Raw genomic sequence first — 15,496 nt, 5'->3', positions numbered from 1 at the left:
ATACAATGGTGGAACAAGCGCATGTCTTATCTTGATAATCTGCGTGTTTTTGTGCGCGTTGTCGAATTGGGAAACTTGTCTGCGGCAGGTCGCGACCAGCGCGCATCACCCGCTGTTGCAAGCAATCGAATCAAGGAGTTAGAGAAGCATCTCGGTGTGCGTCTCTTCAACAGAACCACGCGCAAACTCACACCAACCGAGCATGGACGCGTTTTTTATGACGGTGCGGTTAAAATACTGGAAGCTGTAGACGAAGCCGAAGCCGCTGTCGCAGAACTCGCCAAAAATCCAAAAGGATCGATTCGCATTACAGCGCCATTGGGGCTGGGTCGCAGACTGATCGCCGCGGCAATTCCGGAGTTTCACGACAAATATCCGGACATAGAAGTGCGCCTGCGACTATCTGACCACGAGATCGACATCATGAGTGAAAGCGTTGATGTTGCTTTCAAATTAGGCGTTCTGGAAAATTCCAACTTGCGGATGCGCGGCATTTTAAACTGCGAACGCGTGATCTGTGCAGCGCCCGCATATCTCGAAAAACACGGCACGCCTCAATCGCCGGATGAGCTGTTGGGCGATCAACATGATTGCCTTCTGCTGCGCTTTCCCGGCTCAAAAGAGTATTTCTGGTCGTTGCAGACACCGGAAGGCCTGCGCAAGTTTGAAGTCACCGGACCTTACGACTCCGATGATGGCGACGTATTGACGCAATGGGCGCTGAGTGGACGCGGAATCATCAACAAACCGCTGTTTGAGGTGAAGGAATATATCCGCGAAGGGCGGCTGGTTCCAATCCTTGAAAGCACGCCTCCTGCATCCATCCAGCTCGCTGCGATCTATCCGCACAAGCGGTTTCAGGACCCGAAAGTGCGCCTGATCATTGATTTCATGACAGAGCGCTGCCAGCGGCAGATCAAGGAGATTTTGGCTTAAACAAGCTGTAGAACCTTGGTGGAAGTCAGAACAGCAGTCAGCACTTCCGCCGCAGCCAGTGCGGCAATGACTTCCGGTCGCTTGTCTTTCACAAGCGCCCCGCCAACTGGGCATATGAGATTTTCAAATAAATCATCGCTGCCCATTTCTCGTTTCAACCAGCTTTTGAAAGTGGCTTTCTTGGTCTTCGAGCCGATCATGCCGACATAGACCGCATCGCCGCGCTGCAAAGCCTCGGCAACGATCAGAAAATCCAGCGCATGATCATGGGTCAGCACAATAAAGCTGCTTGCCGGAGGAGCCGAACGCACCACCTGTTCCGGCATGGCCGCAAGACAGGTTTCAACGCCGGGGGCATCAACCGCCATCAGTTCCGCTTCACGCGTATCCACCAGAATTACCCGCACAGGTGTCAGCGACAGCGCATAGGCCAGCGCATCGCCGACATGGCCGGCACCGAAAATATAGACATGCGGGCGGGTGGCAATTTCGGCATCGACTTTGGCAATAAGGTCTTCTGCCAGACCACGATTAACCCGCCGGAAGCTTAAAGCCACGCGACCGCCGCAGCATTGGCCAATTTCAGGGCCAAGTGGAATATCCATAGGCGTATCCCTGCCGCCAGCAAGAATTTTTCGGGCGTGGTCAATCGCCATATATTCGAGTTGCCCGCCACCAATGGTGCGGAAGATCATATCGCGCGCAACAAGCATCCACGTGCCCACGTCTCGCGGGGCAGAGCCTTTAACGTCCGCAACTTCCACCAGCACACAATCAGGGCGACGGTTCAGAAAATCCCGAATATCGTCCCGCCTGCCCGACATACCATCAGCCCTTCTGAGACCGCAGCCGTTCAATGGCCATCAACACGCGCTCGGGCGTTGCAGGCGCATCAAGGCGCGGACTGATCTTGTGGTCGGCAACGCTCGCCACTGCATCCGACAGCGCATAAAGCACCGACATGCCATGCGGCAGCGGCGGTTCACCAACCGCCTTGGAGCGGTGAATTGTCGGCTCATAAGCCTCCGACCAGTCGGTCAAGGCCACATTGAAAATCTTCGGACGATCTGATGCAAGCGGGATCTTGTAGGTTGACGGTGCGTGGGTGCGTAATCGGCCCTTGTCGTCCCAGACAAGCTCTTCCGTGGTCAACCAGCCCATACCTTGCACGAAACCGCCCTCCACCTGACCAATATCAATGGCACGGTTGAGCGAGCGGCCCGTATCGTGAAGAATGTCGGTGCGTTCCACCACATATTCACCGGTCAGCGTATCCACCGACACTTCGGAACAGGCTGCACCATAGGCGTAATAATAGAAGGCGTGGCCTTTCCCCTTGGCGCGATCCCAATGGATTTTCGGGGTCTTGTAATGCCCCGATGCAGACAGCTGCACACGCCCGATATAGGCCTGCCTGACCAGATCGTTGAAGCTTATTTCCTGATTGCCAACGCGGATACGGTTCGGCAGGAAGACCACCTGATCTTCGGCCACCTGATATTGCTGCGCGGCAAAAGAAATGAGCCGCTTCTTGATCTGACGCGCGGCATCCTGCGCGGCCATCCCATTGAGATCAGCCCCGGACGATGCTGCGGTGGGAGCAGTGTTAGGCACTTTCGCGGTCGTTGTTGCTGTGATCTTCACGCGATCAAGGTCGATCTGGAATTCTTCCGCCACCACTTGCGCCACTTTCAGATGAAGCCCCTGCCCCATCTCCGTGCCGCCATGGTTCATATGCACCGAGCCGTCATTATAGACATGCACCAGCGCGCCAGCCTGATTGGATTCCGTCTTGGTGAAGGAAATGCCAAATTTGACCGGAGTCAGTGACATACCGCGTTTGACGTAGCGGCTTTTGGCGTTGAATTCGCGGATTGCTTCGCGGCGCTTTGCGTAATCGGCACTTTCTTCAAGTTCGGCAACGATGCGCTGGATGATGCAGTCTTCCACCTTCTGGTGATAGGGCGTCACATTGCGTGTGCCGTCTGTGCCCATGGCGTCATAGAAATTGAGCTTTCGGATTTCGAGCGGGTCTTTGCCGACCGCGAAAGCCACTTCCTCAATCACGCGCTCGGCACCCACCATGCCCTGCGGACCACCGAAACCACGAAAGGCCGTGTTGGACACGGTGTTGGTATAAAGCGGTGCCGACTGCGCATGAACGGCGGGGAAGAAATAGGCATTGTCGCAATGAAACAATGCGCGATCGCCGACTGGACCGGACAGATCGGCAGAAAAACCGGCATTCAGTGCAAACAGATAATCGACACCAAGAATATTGCCTTCATCATCGAAACCGACTTCATAATCAATCATGAAATCATGCCGCTTACCGGTCGAGGTCATATCCTCATCACGATCAAGACGAACTTTGACGGCGCGCTTGTGTTTTTTGGCAGCAATCGCGGCAATCGCTGCCCATTGATTGGCCTGCGTTTCCTTGCCGCCAAAACCGCCACCCATGCGCCGCACTTCCACCGTCACCGAGTGGCTTGGCACGCCAAGCGCGTGGGCGACCAGATGCTGCGTTTCACTTGGGCCTTGCGTGGAGCAATAGATGGTCACATCGTCATCTTCGCCGGGGATTGCAAGCGAAGCCTGCCCTTCGAGATAGAAGTGATCCTGTCCGCCGACTTTCATACGCGCCTTGACCTTGCGCGGTGCGTCATCAATGGCTTTGCGGGCGTCACCACGATTGAGCGTCAGCGGCGTGAAGACCAGCTTATCCTTGTAACCATCAAGGTCGGAAATGGAGAACAGACCCGGCATTTCTTCATAGTCGATCTTTGCAAGACGCGCTGCGCGACGCGCCTGATCACGCGTGCGGGCCACAACCGCAAAGATCGGCTGGCCATGGAACTGCACGTTATCGACCGCGAAGATCGGATCGTCATGCATCCCCGATGGCGAGACATCGTTTTCGCCCGGCACATCCTTATAGGTCAGCACATCAACCACACCGGGCGCGTTGCGCACGGCAGACAAATCAACGCCAGTGATTTTGCCATGCGCAACGGTTGAGAAGCCAACACCAATATGAAGGGTGCCTTCAGGCTCCGGTATATCGTCGATATAAACTGCTTCGCCCGTCACATGTTTATGGGCTGAATCATGGCGCTGATCGGTGGCGACACCACCCTTGATACGGCTCGCTTTGATTTCATTTGCAGGATGCTTATTCATATCATCCTCCCTATGCCGCAACCACACGCAAAGGTTCAGCCTCGCCTTGCGTCTCAGCATAAAAACGGCGGAGCAGATTTTTTGCGACCAGCAAACGATAATCGGCTGTAGCGCGCATATCGGTCAGAGGCTGATAGTCGAGGCCATAGGATTTAATTGCTGCTTCTATGCTCTCTTCATTCCATGGTTTACCAAGAAGGGCTGCTTCCACATTGAGCGCACGTTTTGGCGTTGCCGCCATGCCGCCATAGGCGATGCGAATAGAGGCCACATTGCCCTCAGCGTCAAGTCCAAGATGGAAAGCACCGAGTGTTGCCGTGATATCTTCCTCAAACCGCTTGGAAATTTTGTGAATCGCGAACTGGCTGTCTGCCACTGGTAGCGGCACATGCACAGCCTCCACAAACTCGCCCGGCTGCCGATCCTGTTTGCCGTATGCAATGAAAAAATCTTGCAGCGCAATAGTGCGGCGTTCTGCACCTCTGCGCAGTGTCAGCTTTGCATCAAGCGCGATCAATGGCGGTGGCGTGTCGCCAATCGGAGACCCATTGGCGATATTGCCGCCGATGGTGCCCATGTTACGCACCTGCTCGCCGCCAATCCGATTGATGAGATTTCCCAGCGCTGGAATACGTTTTGCCAAAAACGAAAAGGCTTCCGTATAAGTGACGCCCGCGCCGATACTGATAACGCCATTTTCTTCGCTGATTGTGCGCAGTTCATTGAGATGCCCAATAAAGATGACCGGCGAAATATCACGCATCATCTTCGTGACCCAAAGACCGACATCGGTTGAACCAGCAACGATGGTGGCTTTCGGTTCATTTGCATAAACAGTGGCAAAATCATTGAGGTCGGCAGGGACGACCAGACGGTCTTTGCCGCTGCCGACTTCAACCCGCGCACCATCACGCAAGGCCGTCAGTTGGCGGAACACATGCGCACGCTCAACAGCAAGCGCATCATCCATCAAAGTGCCATAATCGGAAATCGCCCGCGCTGCACGTATAATGGCCTCATAGCCGGTGCAGCGGCAGAGATTGCCTTGCAGCGCCTTTTCGATCTCAGCATCCACAGGCTTTGGATTGCGCATCCACAGCGCATAAAGCGACATGACGAAGCCCGGCGTGCAGAAGCCGCATTGCGAGCCGTGAAAATCGATCATCGCCTTTTGCACCGGATGCAGGCCACCGTCGGAGCCGCGCAAATGCTCAATGGTCACGACATGCGCGCCATCCAGCGAACCGACAAAACGAATGCAGGCATTCACGCTTTCATAGACGAGTTCGTTACCCACGATCTTGCCGACCAGCACCGTGCAGGCACCGCAATCGCCCTCACCGCAACCTTCCTTGCTGCCACGCAGTTTGCGCGACAAACGCAGATGATCGAGCAGGGTTTCTGTCGGCGAAACACGGTCGAGCTCAACTGTCTCGCCGTTCAGCAGAAAGCGGATTGTGTGTCTGACTGCTTGACCCATACCGCTTAACTCCCGCGATAGGTTGAATAAGAAAACGGCGAAACCAGAAGCGGCACATGATAATGCGCCTTTTCGTCAGAAATACCAAAACGCAATGGCACCACATCCAGAAACGGGATCACACCGTCCCTTTTGCCGAAATATTCACCGACATGGAAAAGCAGCTCATATGAACCAGAATGGAGCGCATCGCCCGCAAGCAGCGGTTCACCGCAGCGACCATCCGCATTGGTACGAATTTCGCGTAGAAACTCTGCCTGCTGATTCTCGATGCGTCGTAATTCGATGCGCAGATTTGCGGCTGGTTTACCATTGACCGTATCAAGGACATGCGTCGTTAACCGGCCCTGACCGCTTGCTTGGCTTCCCATTTTTACTCCTGCCGCCTGCACGATTCTTCCGACATTACCGTTAGAACCATTGCAAGCACTTGTTTTTGTGTGATTTATTTCACGCAACACGTGAGTGTTTGCGAACCACACTTGTTCCCTATTGTGAGTATTTACCGAAGTTATGTCTTGGGAAAGATGATAATCGTTGGATGTCTTTCAAAATTTTGAGGGGGAATGGTCGGCGTAAATCTTTATTATCATGAGCAAAACAGACAAAAATCGAGGGAATTCCACATGAGTTATCCGCGCAATCTGGTTGGCTATGGCCGCAACACACCAGACCCACGCTGGCCGGGTGGGGCAAATATCGCCGTGCAGTTCGTCGTCAACTACGAAGAAGGTGGTGAAAGCTGCATCCTTGATGGCGATCCCGCATCCGAATGCCTGCTTTCGGAAATCGTCGGCGCGCAGGCATGGAACGGTCAGCGCAATCTCAATATGGAATCCATCTATGAATATGGGGCCCGCTCCGGTTTCTGGCGTTTGTGGCGCGCTTTTACGCGACGCAACATGCCGGTAACCGTCTATGGCGTGACCCTTGCCATGGAGCGCAATCCCGAAGCCATCAGCGCCATGAAGGAAGCCGACTGGGAAATCGCCAGCCACGGCCTGCGCTGGTGGGAATATAAAGACGTTCCCGAAGATGTGGAACGCGAACACATTCGCGAAGCTGTGCGCCTGCATACCGAAATCACCGGCTCGCGCCCACTCGGCATCTATCAGGGCAAGCCATCGGATAACACGCTGAAGCTGGTGATGGAGGAAGGCGGCTTTCTCTATTCAGCCGATTCCTATGCCGATGAATTGCCTTACTGGGTAAAGGGGCCAAAAGGTCCGCATCTGATCGTGCCTTATACGCTTGATACAAACGACATGCGCTTTGCCACGCCACAGGGCTTTAACTCCGGCGATCAGTTCTACACCTATCTCAAAGACACATTCGACGTGCTTTACCGCGAAGGTGCAGAAGGTGCGCCGAAGATGATGTCGATTGGCCTGCATTGCCGCCTCGTCGGGCGTCCAGGTCGTGTGGCAGCACTTGAACGCTTCCTCGATTATGTGCAAAGCCACGACAAGGTCTGGGTTGCAAAGCGCGTCGATATTGCGCGTCACTGGCATGAGCATCACAAGCCAAAGCAGGCCGATGTCCTACCCTCCAAAGCCAGCAAGGCCGACTTCGTTGCGCGCTATGGCGGGATTTTCGAGCATTCGCCATGGATTGCCGAACGCGCCTATGACATGGGTCTGACGGAACTGGCCGATTCTGCATCCGGTCTTCATACGGTTCTGGTCCGCGCATTCCGCGCTGCATCAGACGATGAAAAGCTCGGTGTTTTACGCGCCCATCCTGATCTTGCAGGAAAGCTTGCGGCGGCGAAGCGTCTGACACCGGAATCCACATCTGAGCAAGCATCTGCGGGCCTTGATGCTTTGAGCGATGACGAGCGCAAGACTTTCACCGAACTCAACGACGCCTATACGCAGAAATTCGGCTTTCCTTTCATCATTGCGGTCAAAGGACGCAACAAGAAGGAAATTCTCGATGCTTTCAAACGGCGTGTTGAAAACACGAAACAAGCGGAGCTGGAAACCGCATGTGAACAGGTCGAGCGCATCGCACTGCTGCGGCTCAAAGATATTCTTCCCGAAACACTATATTGATCAGAGGCAACAATGAGCCGTAATTATTACGCACCGACCGGTGGCCTGCCGCCACAAACGCAAATTCTGACTGATCGGGCCATGTTCACTGAAGCCTATGCGGTCATTCCGAAAGGCACATTCAGCGATATCGTCACAAGCTTCCTGCCCTTCTGGAACAAGACGCGGCTGTGGATCATCGCCCGCCCGCTCTCGGGCTTTGCGGAGACTTTCTCGCAATATATCATGGAAGTACAACCCGGCGGCGGCAGCGACCGTGCGGAACTCGATGACGCCGCACAAGGCGTACTGTTTGTTGTCGAAGGTGAAATCACGGTTACGCTTGCGGGCAAGGATCATGTGTTGAGCGAAGGCGGATACGCCTATCTGCCGCCCAAGAGCGGCTGGACGCTTCGCAACAATTCAGGCGCTGTCGCACGCTTCCACTGGGTGCGAAAGGCTTACGAATATGTCGACGGCCTCGACGTGCCGGAGCCGCTTTTCCTTAATGAGAAGAACATCGCACCGACACCGATGCCCGACACCAACGGCGCATGGGCAACAACGCGTTTTGTTGACCCAAACGATCTGCGTCACGACATGCATGTGACTGTAGTGACTTTTGAGCCGGGTGGCGTGATCCCGTTCGCCGAAACCCATGTGATGGAACACGGGCTTTATGTGCTGGAAGGCAAAGCCGTCTATCGGCTCAATCAGGACTGGGTGGAAGTGGAAGCCGGTGATTTCATGTGGCTGCGCGCCTTCTGCCCGCAGGCTTGTTATGCCGGTGGTCCGGGAAAGTTCCGCTATCTGCTTTACAAAGACGTCAACCGCCATATGAAGCTATCGCGTTAAAAATAGAAACGGCGGGCCAAAAGCCCGCCGCTGCCATGCCTGACTGGAGATCAGATAAACTTTGCGCAGTCCTTCTACGCCGTTCTATGGCATTCTCTATATAGCTTGTATTTTCAGTTAAAAATAATCACATATAGTTTATTTTGATCATTCAACCCAAAATCAAAGTAAAAATACAATTTATTGCTATTATTTCTTAGGAAGATAATATTGAAGATTATAAAAAGGCCGCCACATATAGTGACGGCCTTTTTTTAATATTAGAACGAGCGCTGGAAGCGAACCATACCGCCCCATGCATCCTTACCATTGAGAACAGAATGGCTATCCTTCCACTTGGTGTAGGATACTTCTGGCGTAACAGTGAAGCCAGGAACCAGCTGATAAGCAACATTTGCCGTCGCTGCCAGCGTATTGGTGCCATCAAAGGCAAGCTGCGCATTCAGCGTTGCCTTGTCAGTTGCCTTAAATTTCGCACCACCCCAAACAGCCCAATCGCCACCCCATGTGCCGTAGAAGCTGCTGATCATGCGAACACCGTCCTGATAGATGTCCTTGTTGGACTTGTAGCCACCCATAGCCCAAACCGAGAAGCGATCGGTAAGGTTCAAATCACCGCGCAGCTTGCCAGCCCATTCTTCGTTACGTGCGTCATAAGCAGCAACGGCGGCAATCGTGCCCCATCCCTGTTCATACTTTACACCACCAACAACATGCGGGGTGTAATCTTTGATCGTGCCATTAAAGCCATAGGCGCTGTCTGTATCTTCGTTGTTGCCTTGTTCCAGCGACAAGATAGCAGAAAAGCCGTTATCGGCAGTGAACGTATAGCTGACCAGTCCCGTACGATAACCGCCTGCGAGGATCACGTCATCATTGAGGACGTCGCCAAGATAACCCGGGAACGTCACGAATGCGGATTCATCAAGACCAAGGCGAAGACCACCGAGCTGAATATAACCAAAGCGAAGCGAACCGGAAGCACCTTCTACACCATTGCCCCAGTCATAGCGGGTTTCAGCATATGTCTTCAAAGTGCCAAGTTCAGTTTCCGACGCGGTGCTCAGGCGCAGTGAAAGACGCGCTTTGTTGTCCCAGCTGTTGCGGCGGGTGTCGACAAAACCTTCACGATCTCTGAAACCACGGCCATAAACATTATCGCCGCCGCCGACATCATAACGCACGTAACCGGAAACGCGCAGGCAGGTTTCGGTGCCTGGAATATAAAAATAGCCCGCGCCATAAGCATCGCATACACGCACATATTCAACATGTTCCGGCTCTGGAGACACGATCGTGTCAGCAGCGTAAGCACTGGTTGTCGCTACAGCCATAACGGCTGCGGAACCAAGAAGAAGACCTTTAATAGTCATTTTATTATACTCCAGTAGATATATAAATTCAGACTCCTTTCTGATAGAACACAATTATTATAAGCGGCAATCGCATTTTCATCACTATTTAAAACAGCAGTTAATATGTATCATATGCGCAACTATTTAGTATTTGCTTTACATTATCCCAATTTTAAAATTTATACATTCAATTAATAGTTATAAAATAATAGCTAGCAACTTTTTATTTTCAAAATTATATTACTAATATTCTATAATTTCACTCTTCAACCATTTTTCAGAATATCCTAAAAAACACCCTGCCAGCCGTTTGCTTCAAAAACAGGGATAAAAATTGAAATACATGCCACACACCCTTACGAAAGGTATTTCGAATATTATAATGTCAATAAAATCTCCAATATATTGCCTGTTGAACAGAGACTTATTTTATGCTCAATATTAATAATAGGGTTATGAGTTTTCCGTCGTCACTAACCAACATCAATTCAACAGAGAATACATTTATGAAAAACTATCGCTCCATTGGTCTCGCAGTTGCCTTCACAGCATTTTCGGGGCTTTCCGCTTTTGCAGCACCTCTCCCAGGCGGCGCAAGCACGCTTCAGGAAACCTATGAGGACTGGACAGTCTCTTGCCAGTCACAGAAGGAAACGACCGTCTGCGCGATCCGTCAGGACCAGAATAGTTCACAGACTGGCCAGCGCGTATTGACTGCCGAGCTTCGTAATATGGCAGGCGGCAAGATTGAAGGCGTACTGCTGATGCCATTCGGCCTTGATCTCGCGAAGGGCGCCACGCTCAAAATTGACGACGCCGCCGGTCCGAACCTGACTTTCTCGACCTGTTTGCCGCAAGGCTGCCTCGCTCCTGTGAGCTTTGACGCCAAGCAGGCCGCAGCGCTGAAAGCTGGCAGCAACCTTAACGTAACCACGACTGCTCTCAGCCCTAGCCAGCCTGTTGCCTTCAAGGTTTCGCTGAAAGGCTTCGGTGCCGCCCTTGACCGCATCGTCACGCTGACAAAGTAAGCGTTCTACTCTCTAATGCAGAGCCGCCCCGCCGAAAGTGGAGCGGCTTTTGTTTATGCATCGACTGAGATATTGCTGATGCGGGTGAGTGAACGTCGCCAGCGCATGGTCATCAGTACGGAAACGATGGCCAGGCCTGCGGCCAATCCAAGCCAGACCCCAGCGCCGCCGAGCTTAAACTGGAATGCCAGAAGCGCACCCAACGGCAAGCCGACGCCCCAGTAACCGACAAGCGCAAGATACATCGGAATGCGCGTATCACGCAGACCGCGCAGCATACCTGCGGCAACGGCCTGGGCACCGTCGACGATCTGAAACAGCGCCGCAAGCGCCAGAAATGTCACCGCAAGTTCGATAACGGCAAAATTCTCGGGGTCTTTTAGATTGAGAAACGCACCAATAAACACGCGTGGAATCAAAATCATCAGCAATCCCATGATCGCCATGAAGCCCACTCCCAACGCATAAGCGCTCCAACCCGCATAGGCTACAGCCTGCGGGTCACCGCGTCCGTAAGCACGCCCGACTCGAACCGTTGCGACCTGCCCGAAACCGAGCGGCACCATAAAGCTAAGCGACGCCACCTGAATTGCAACGGCATGGGCTGCCATCGCAGTCGGGCCGATATAGCCCATCATGATGACGGCAGCATAGAAAATCGAGGTTTCAAACACAAAGGTCAGCGCCATCGGAAAACCGATACGCCAGAGCTCGATGAGACGTGGCCAGTCAGCACGCCAGAAGCGACCAAACAGACGATAGCGACGGAAACGCCGATGGCGGGTCGCGATAAACGCCATACCAAGAAACATCATGCTGCTCGAAAGCGTGGTGGCGATACCGGCGCCATGCAACTCCATACGTGGGAAGCCAAAGTGACCGAAAATGAGTGTCCAGCCAGCCAGCGCATTGAAACCAATGGCCGCAGCCGCAACCAGCAATGTCCACATCGGCTTTTCCATGGCCGCAAAAAATGAGCGCAGCACAATATAGAACAGATAAGGCAACAGCGCCCATTGCAGCGTGTGCATGAAATCGGTGGAACGCGCGGCAATATCCGGCTGCTGGCCAAGGAAGATGAATATTTCCTCGCAATGCCACAACACGAACCATATCGGGATCGAGATCATAATGGCCGACCACATGCCCTGACGCACAGTCCGGCGCACGTCGCGCACCGAATGACGGTTCCTGCCGAGTGCAATGGCGATCATTGGCATAACAGCCGAGACAAGCCCCATCGAAAAGATCATCAGCGTATGATAAAAACTGGTCGTCAAAAGTGCCGAGGCAAGCGTGTCCTTACCCAGCCGCCCGATGAAAATAACATCAGTGGCAGTCAATGCAGCCTGCGAAAGATTGGTGAAAATCAACGGCCAGCCCAGCTTGAGGGCTGTTATTATTTCCCGGCTCCAGCGCTGAAAACGGCTCAAATGTGGCTCACGAAAGCCTTCAACAACTGTATTGATCACAAGTCACTCCCCGAACTGTCCGGGGCCGTCAATCCGCCAGACAATCCATAGCTGAAACACGTGCCATGACGTCAGAGACCATGTCAATCTGAGGAATTTAGCATCGTGATACGAATATCGATCGCCCCATGCCGGCTAAGAGCTTTCATCGCGATTGCGACTTTGCTCCCACTTTTCGGGTTCTTCAGTCTCTAATGGGAACGTTGTGTATGTTCCAGAGACTGATCCGGAGCCAGGCGGGCTGCACATCGATTGGCACAAAATTAATGCGCAATGGATACCAGACTTGCATAAAGAAGCAACATATCTTGAGAAGTAAATTCTCAACTGCTGACATATGTCGAAATAAAAACCCCGCACCAGGCGGGGCTTTCTTTATTCATTCAACCCACGCTTATGCAAAGTCGAGAGCGCGGTCGCCGTCTTCGTCCTTAATGCGCGATGGCAGGCCGATCTGGTTCAGAATGTGCAGGAATGGCTTCGGGTTCAGCTCTTCCACATTGACCATCTTCTTCACATCCCATTCGCCCGAAGCGATCAGGATTGCGGCTGCAACGGGTGGCACACCTGCGGTGTAGGAAATGCCCTGGCTGCCCACTTCGTTATAGGCGTCCTTGTGGTCGGCAACATTATAGATGAAGACTTCCTTCTCTTTGCCGTCCTTGGTGCCTTTGACGAAATCGCCGATGCAGGTCTTGCCAGTGTAATCTGGCGCCAGCGATGATGGATCAGGTAGCACAGCCTTGACCACCTTGAGCGGCACGACTTCCAGACCTTCAGCGGTTTTGACCGGCTGTTCGGACAGGAGACCGAGATTATTCAGCACGGTAAAGACGTTGATGTAGTGATCGCCAAAGCCCATCCAGAAACGCACATCGGCGTTCGGGTAGTTCTTGGATAGTGAGTGCACTTCATCATGCCCGGTCATATAGGCCTTGCTTGGACCAACAACAGGTAGATCAAAAGTCTGGCCAACTTCGAACATCTTGTTCGACTGCCACTGCCCACCCTGCCATGAATAGACTGTGCCGGTGAATTCGCGGAAGTTGATTTCCGGGTCGAAGTTGGTCGAAAACCAGCGGCCATGCGAACCGGCATTTATGTCAACGATGTCGATGGATTTAACCTCATCGAGATAGTCATCAGCAGCCAGGCGTGCATAGGCATTGACCACGCCCGGATCAAACCCGATGCCGAGAATGGCTGTAATGCCCTTCTCTTCGCATTCTTTCAGGTTCTTCCATTCGTAGTTGCCATACCACGGTGGGGTTTCGCAGATCTTCTTCGGATCTTCATGGATCGCAGTGTCCATGTAAGCCACGCCTGTATCAATACAGGCGCGAAGGACCGACATATTGAGGAAGGCCGAGCCGACATTGATCACGATCTGAACGCCAGTCTTCTGAATGAGAGCCTTGGTGGCTTCCACATCCATAGCATCCAGCGCATGCGCTTCCAGTTTCACCTCGGTCTTGAGGCTCTTCTTTTCATGCACGCTATCGATAATCTTGCGGCATTTCTCAACCGTGCGGGACGCAATATGGATATCGCCCAATATGTCAGAGTTTTGTGCACATTTATGTGCAACAACCTGAGCCACGCCCCCGGCGCCGATAATGAGAACGTTCTTCTTCATTTTCTGTCGATGCTTCCTCTTCCAGCGGTTCCCCGCCATCTGTTAAACGTCCCGATCACTTTCCCGTCGGAACACACGAGTTCATTGCAGTTTGAACGCTGCAACAGGATCTTTATGAAAGCGACCCTTCAAAATCCGCGTAATCAAATTCGCGGACAATTTTGACTGTGCCATCCAGCTCACGCACGGCAATGGCTGGCATTTTCACACCATTAAACCAGTTCTTTTTGACCATGGTATAACCGGCCGCATCTTCAAATGAGAGACGGTCGCCGATTTGCAAAGGCTTGTCGAAATTGAACTCGCCGAAAATATCACCGGCAAGGCAGGATTTTCCGCAGATCATGTAGCTGTGCTCGCCATTATTTGGCGCCATCTTCGCTTTTTCGCGATAAATGAGCAGATCCAGCATATGCGCTTCAATCGAGCTATCGACGACAGCAAGATTCTTGCCGTTATAAAGCGTATCAAGCACCGTCACCTCCAGCGTCGTAGTCTTGGTGATCGAAGCTTCGCCGGGTTCCAGATAGACCTGTACGCCGAATTTTTCCGAAAATGCCTTCAGGCGCGCGCAGAAATCATCGACGGGATAATCGTCGCCGGTGAAGTGGATGCCGCCGCCAAGGCTCACCCATTCAACGCGATGGAGAAGCGAGCCGAACTTTTCTTCAATATCGGTCAGCATCTTGTCGAACAGACCGAAATCGGCGTTTTCGCAATTGTTGTGAATCATAAAACCGGTGACACGATCCATGACCTTTTCGACCTTCGCGACATCCCATTCGCCAAGACGGCTGAACGGACGCGCCGGATCGGCAAGATCAAAGCTTGAAGACGAAATGCCGGGATTCAAACGCAGACCACGCTTGATATGGGCGGCCTTATCGGCAAAGCGTTCAAACTGGCTGATCGAATTAAAAATGATCTTGTCGGCATGGCTGATGACTTCGTCGATCTCGTAATCGGCATAGGCCACGCTATAGGCATGGGCTTCGCCAGAGAATTTCTCATGGCCAAGACGCACTTCATAGAGCGAAGACGAGGTGGTGCCGTCCATATATTCGCTCATCAGATCAAACACCGACCATGTGGCAAAGCATTTCAGCGCCAAAAGAGCCTTGGCGCCGGATTTCTCGCGCACATAAGCAACTTTTTCCATGTTGCGTTTCAGCTTTGTCTTATCAATCAGATAGTAAGGCGTCTGGATCATGGTCGTTCCGGGGCGTCAATTAGGGAAGATGGCCTGTCCAGCTGGCTGGCGGCATGTTATGCAGCAACAGAAAGCCGCACTTAAAGAGGCTTATAGGAAGCTTGTGACAGAAACACAAATCCGCCACAGAGGTTTGGAGAAAATTTTCTCACCTGCTGCGGCGGATTTTATATTCAAAGCTTTATATAGGGCTTTTCAGGGCAAATTGAACCCCTTCTGATTAAGATTGATATTGTTTTACTTCCTCCCCTATTCCGAAGTTTGAAAAAGCATTTTATAGAACCAGCACACGCGTGCGGACAGCGGGC

The 15,496-nt window shown here is 52.7% G+C and carries 13 protein-coding genes; 5 read left to right on the top strand and 8 right to left on the bottom strand.

Annotation, left to right across the window (positions count from 1 at the left end):
- Positions 1-21 precede the first annotated feature (21 nt).
- A complete protein-coding gene (locus tag ABE527_RS03095) occupies positions 22-936 on the top strand; it encodes a LysR family transcriptional regulator (RefSeq protein ID WP_499696101.1) in 915 nt (304 codons plus the stop codon).
- Here the strand turns inward: ABE527_RS03095 and xdhC are convergent.
- The 4 genes from xdhC to uraH are packed head-to-tail and all read right to left on the bottom strand — an operon-like array spanning position 933 to position 5,970.
- A complete protein-coding gene (gene xdhC / locus ABE527_RS03090; RefSeq protein WP_265983001.1) occupies positions 933-1,760 on the bottom strand; it encodes a xanthine dehydrogenase accessory protein XdhC in 828 nt (275 codons plus the stop codon). The genes ABE527_RS03095 and xdhC overlap by 4 nt on opposite strands.
- A gap of 4 nt (positions 1,761-1,764) precedes the next feature.
- Positions 1,765-4,119: a xanthine dehydrogenase molybdopterin binding subunit gene (xdhB, locus tag ABE527_RS03085; protein WP_499696100.1), complete on the bottom strand. Its 2,355-nt coding sequence runs from the start codon at positions 4,117-4,119 to the stop codon at positions 1,765-1,767.
- Positions 4,120-4,129: 10 nt separating this feature from the next.
- Positions 4,130-5,599, bottom strand: a complete 1,470-nt coding sequence (gene xdhA / locus ABE527_RS03080) for a xanthine dehydrogenase small subunit (protein WP_499696099.1) — start codon at positions 5,597-5,599, stop codon at positions 4,130-4,132.
- A 5-nt stretch (positions 5,600-5,604) separates the two neighbouring features.
- Positions 5,605-5,970, bottom strand: coding sequence for a hydroxyisourate hydrolase (gene uraH, locus ABE527_RS03075; RefSeq protein ID WP_499696098.1), 366 nt, complete (start codon positions 5,968-5,970; stop codon positions 5,605-5,607).
- Between the two features lie 255 nt (positions 5,971-6,225).
- On the opposite strand from uraH, the gene puuE reads away from it, so the two are divergent.
- Both puuE and ABE527_RS03065 read left to right on the top strand, forming a co-directional pair.
- Positions 6,226-7,653: an allantoinase PuuE gene (gene puuE / locus ABE527_RS03070; RefSeq protein ID WP_499696097.1), complete on the top strand. Its 1,428-nt coding sequence runs from the start codon at positions 6,226-6,228 to the stop codon at positions 7,651-7,653.
- A 12-nt stretch (positions 7,654-7,665) separates the two neighbouring features.
- Positions 7,666-8,487, top strand: a complete 822-nt coding sequence (locus tag ABE527_RS03065) for a bifunctional allantoicase/(S)-ureidoglycine aminohydrolase (RefSeq protein WP_499696096.1) — start codon at positions 7,666-7,668, stop codon at positions 8,485-8,487.
- Between the two features lie 260 nt (positions 8,488-8,747).
- On the opposite strand, the gene ABE527_RS03060 is transcribed toward ABE527_RS03065, so the two are convergent.
- Complete coding sequence (locus ABE527_RS03060; RefSeq protein ID WP_265982995.1) at positions 8,748-9,860, bottom strand: porin; 1,113 nt, start codon at positions 9,858-9,860, stop codon at positions 8,748-8,750.
- Positions 9,861-10,348: 488 nt separating this feature from the next.
- Between ABE527_RS03060 and ABE527_RS03055 the strand changes: the two genes are divergently transcribed.
- Entirely contained in the window at positions 10,349-10,870 is a 522-nt protein-coding gene (locus tag ABE527_RS03055) for an invasion associated locus B family protein (protein WP_499693439.1), read from the top strand.
- Between the two features lie 53 nt (positions 10,871-10,923).
- Here the strand turns inward: ABE527_RS03055 and ABE527_RS03050 are convergent, their stop codons facing one another.
- The 3 genes from ABE527_RS03050 to nspC form a co-directional block, all read right to left on the bottom strand.
- A complete protein-coding gene (locus ABE527_RS03050) occupies positions 10,924-12,339 on the bottom strand; it encodes an MATE family efflux transporter (protein ID WP_396997737.1) in 1,416 nt (471 codons plus the stop codon).
- 397 nt (positions 12,340-12,736) lie between these two features.
- Positions 12,737-13,978 (bottom strand): saccharopine dehydrogenase family protein, encoded by a 1,242-nt coding sequence (locus tag ABE527_RS03045; RefSeq protein ID WP_265982992.1) that lies wholly within the window; start codon positions 13,976-13,978, stop codon positions 12,737-12,739.
- Positions 13,979-14,090: 112 nt separating this feature from the next.
- Positions 14,091-15,188 carry a carboxynorspermidine decarboxylase gene (nspC, locus tag ABE527_RS03040; protein WP_499696095.1) on the bottom strand — a complete coding sequence of 366 codons (1,098 nt, stop codon included), beginning with the start codon at positions 15,186-15,188 and terminating at the stop codon, positions 14,091-14,093.
- On the opposite strand from nspC, the gene ABE527_RS03035 reads away from it, so the two are divergent.
- Complete coding sequence (locus ABE527_RS03035) at positions 15,187-15,408, top strand: hypothetical protein (RefSeq protein WP_499696094.1); 222 nt, start codon at positions 15,187-15,189, stop codon at positions 15,406-15,408. The genes nspC and ABE527_RS03035 overlap by 2 nt on opposite strands.
- Positions 15,409-15,496 lie beyond the last annotated feature (88 nt).

Origin of the sequence: Brucella sp. TWI432, from assembly GCF_039674445.1 — a bacterium.
GTDB lineage: Bacteria > Pseudomonadota > Alphaproteobacteria > Rhizobiales > Rhizobiaceae > Brucella > Brucella chromiisoli.
This window is presented reverse-complemented; position numbering and strand designations above follow the sequence as displayed.

Bases quoted from the DNA above. Each gene is read 5' to 3' on its own strand.
- xdhA (WP_499696099.1), bottom strand. From the start codon at position 5,599: ATGGGTCAAGCAGTCAGACACACAATCCGCTTTCTGCTGAACGGCGAG.
- ABE527_RS03045 (WP_265982992.1), bottom strand. From the start codon at position 13,978: ATGAAGAAGAACGTTCTCATTATCGGCGCCGGGGGCGTGGCTCAGGTT.
- ABE527_RS03060 (WP_265982995.1), bottom strand. From the start codon at position 9,860: ATGACTATTAAAGGTCTTCTTCTTGGTTCCGCAGCCGTTATGGCTGTA.
- xdhC (WP_265983001.1), bottom strand. From the start codon at position 1,760: ATGTCGGGCAGGCGGGACGATATTCGGGATTTTCTGAACCGTCGCCCT.
- xdhB (WP_499696100.1), bottom strand. From the start codon at position 4,119: ATGAATAAGCATCCTGCAAATGAAATCAAAGCGAGCCGTATCAAGGGT.
- uraH (WP_499696098.1), bottom strand. From the start codon at position 5,970: ATGGGAAGCCAAGCAAGCGGTCAGGGCCGGTTAACGACGCATGTCCTT.
- ABE527_RS03035 (WP_499696094.1), top strand. From the start codon at position 15,187: ATGGTCGTTCCGGGGCGTCAATTAGGGAAGATGGCCTGTCCAGCTGGC.
- ABE527_RS03095 (WP_499696101.1), top strand. From the start codon at position 22: ATGTCTTATCTTGATAATCTGCGTGTTTTTGTGCGCGTTGTCGAATTG.
- ABE527_RS03065 (WP_499696096.1), top strand. From the start codon at position 7,666: ATGAGCCGTAATTATTACGCACCGACCGGTGGCCTGCCGCCACAAACG.
- puuE (WP_499696097.1), top strand. From the start codon at position 6,226: ATGAGTTATCCGCGCAATCTGGTTGGCTATGGCCGCAACACACCAGAC.
- ABE527_RS03055 (WP_499693439.1), top strand. From the start codon at position 10,349: ATGAAAAACTATCGCTCCATTGGTCTCGCAGTTGCCTTCACAGCATTT.
- nspC (WP_499696095.1), bottom strand. From the start codon at position 15,188: ATGATCCAGACGCCTTACTATCTGATTGATAAGACAAAGCTGAAACGC.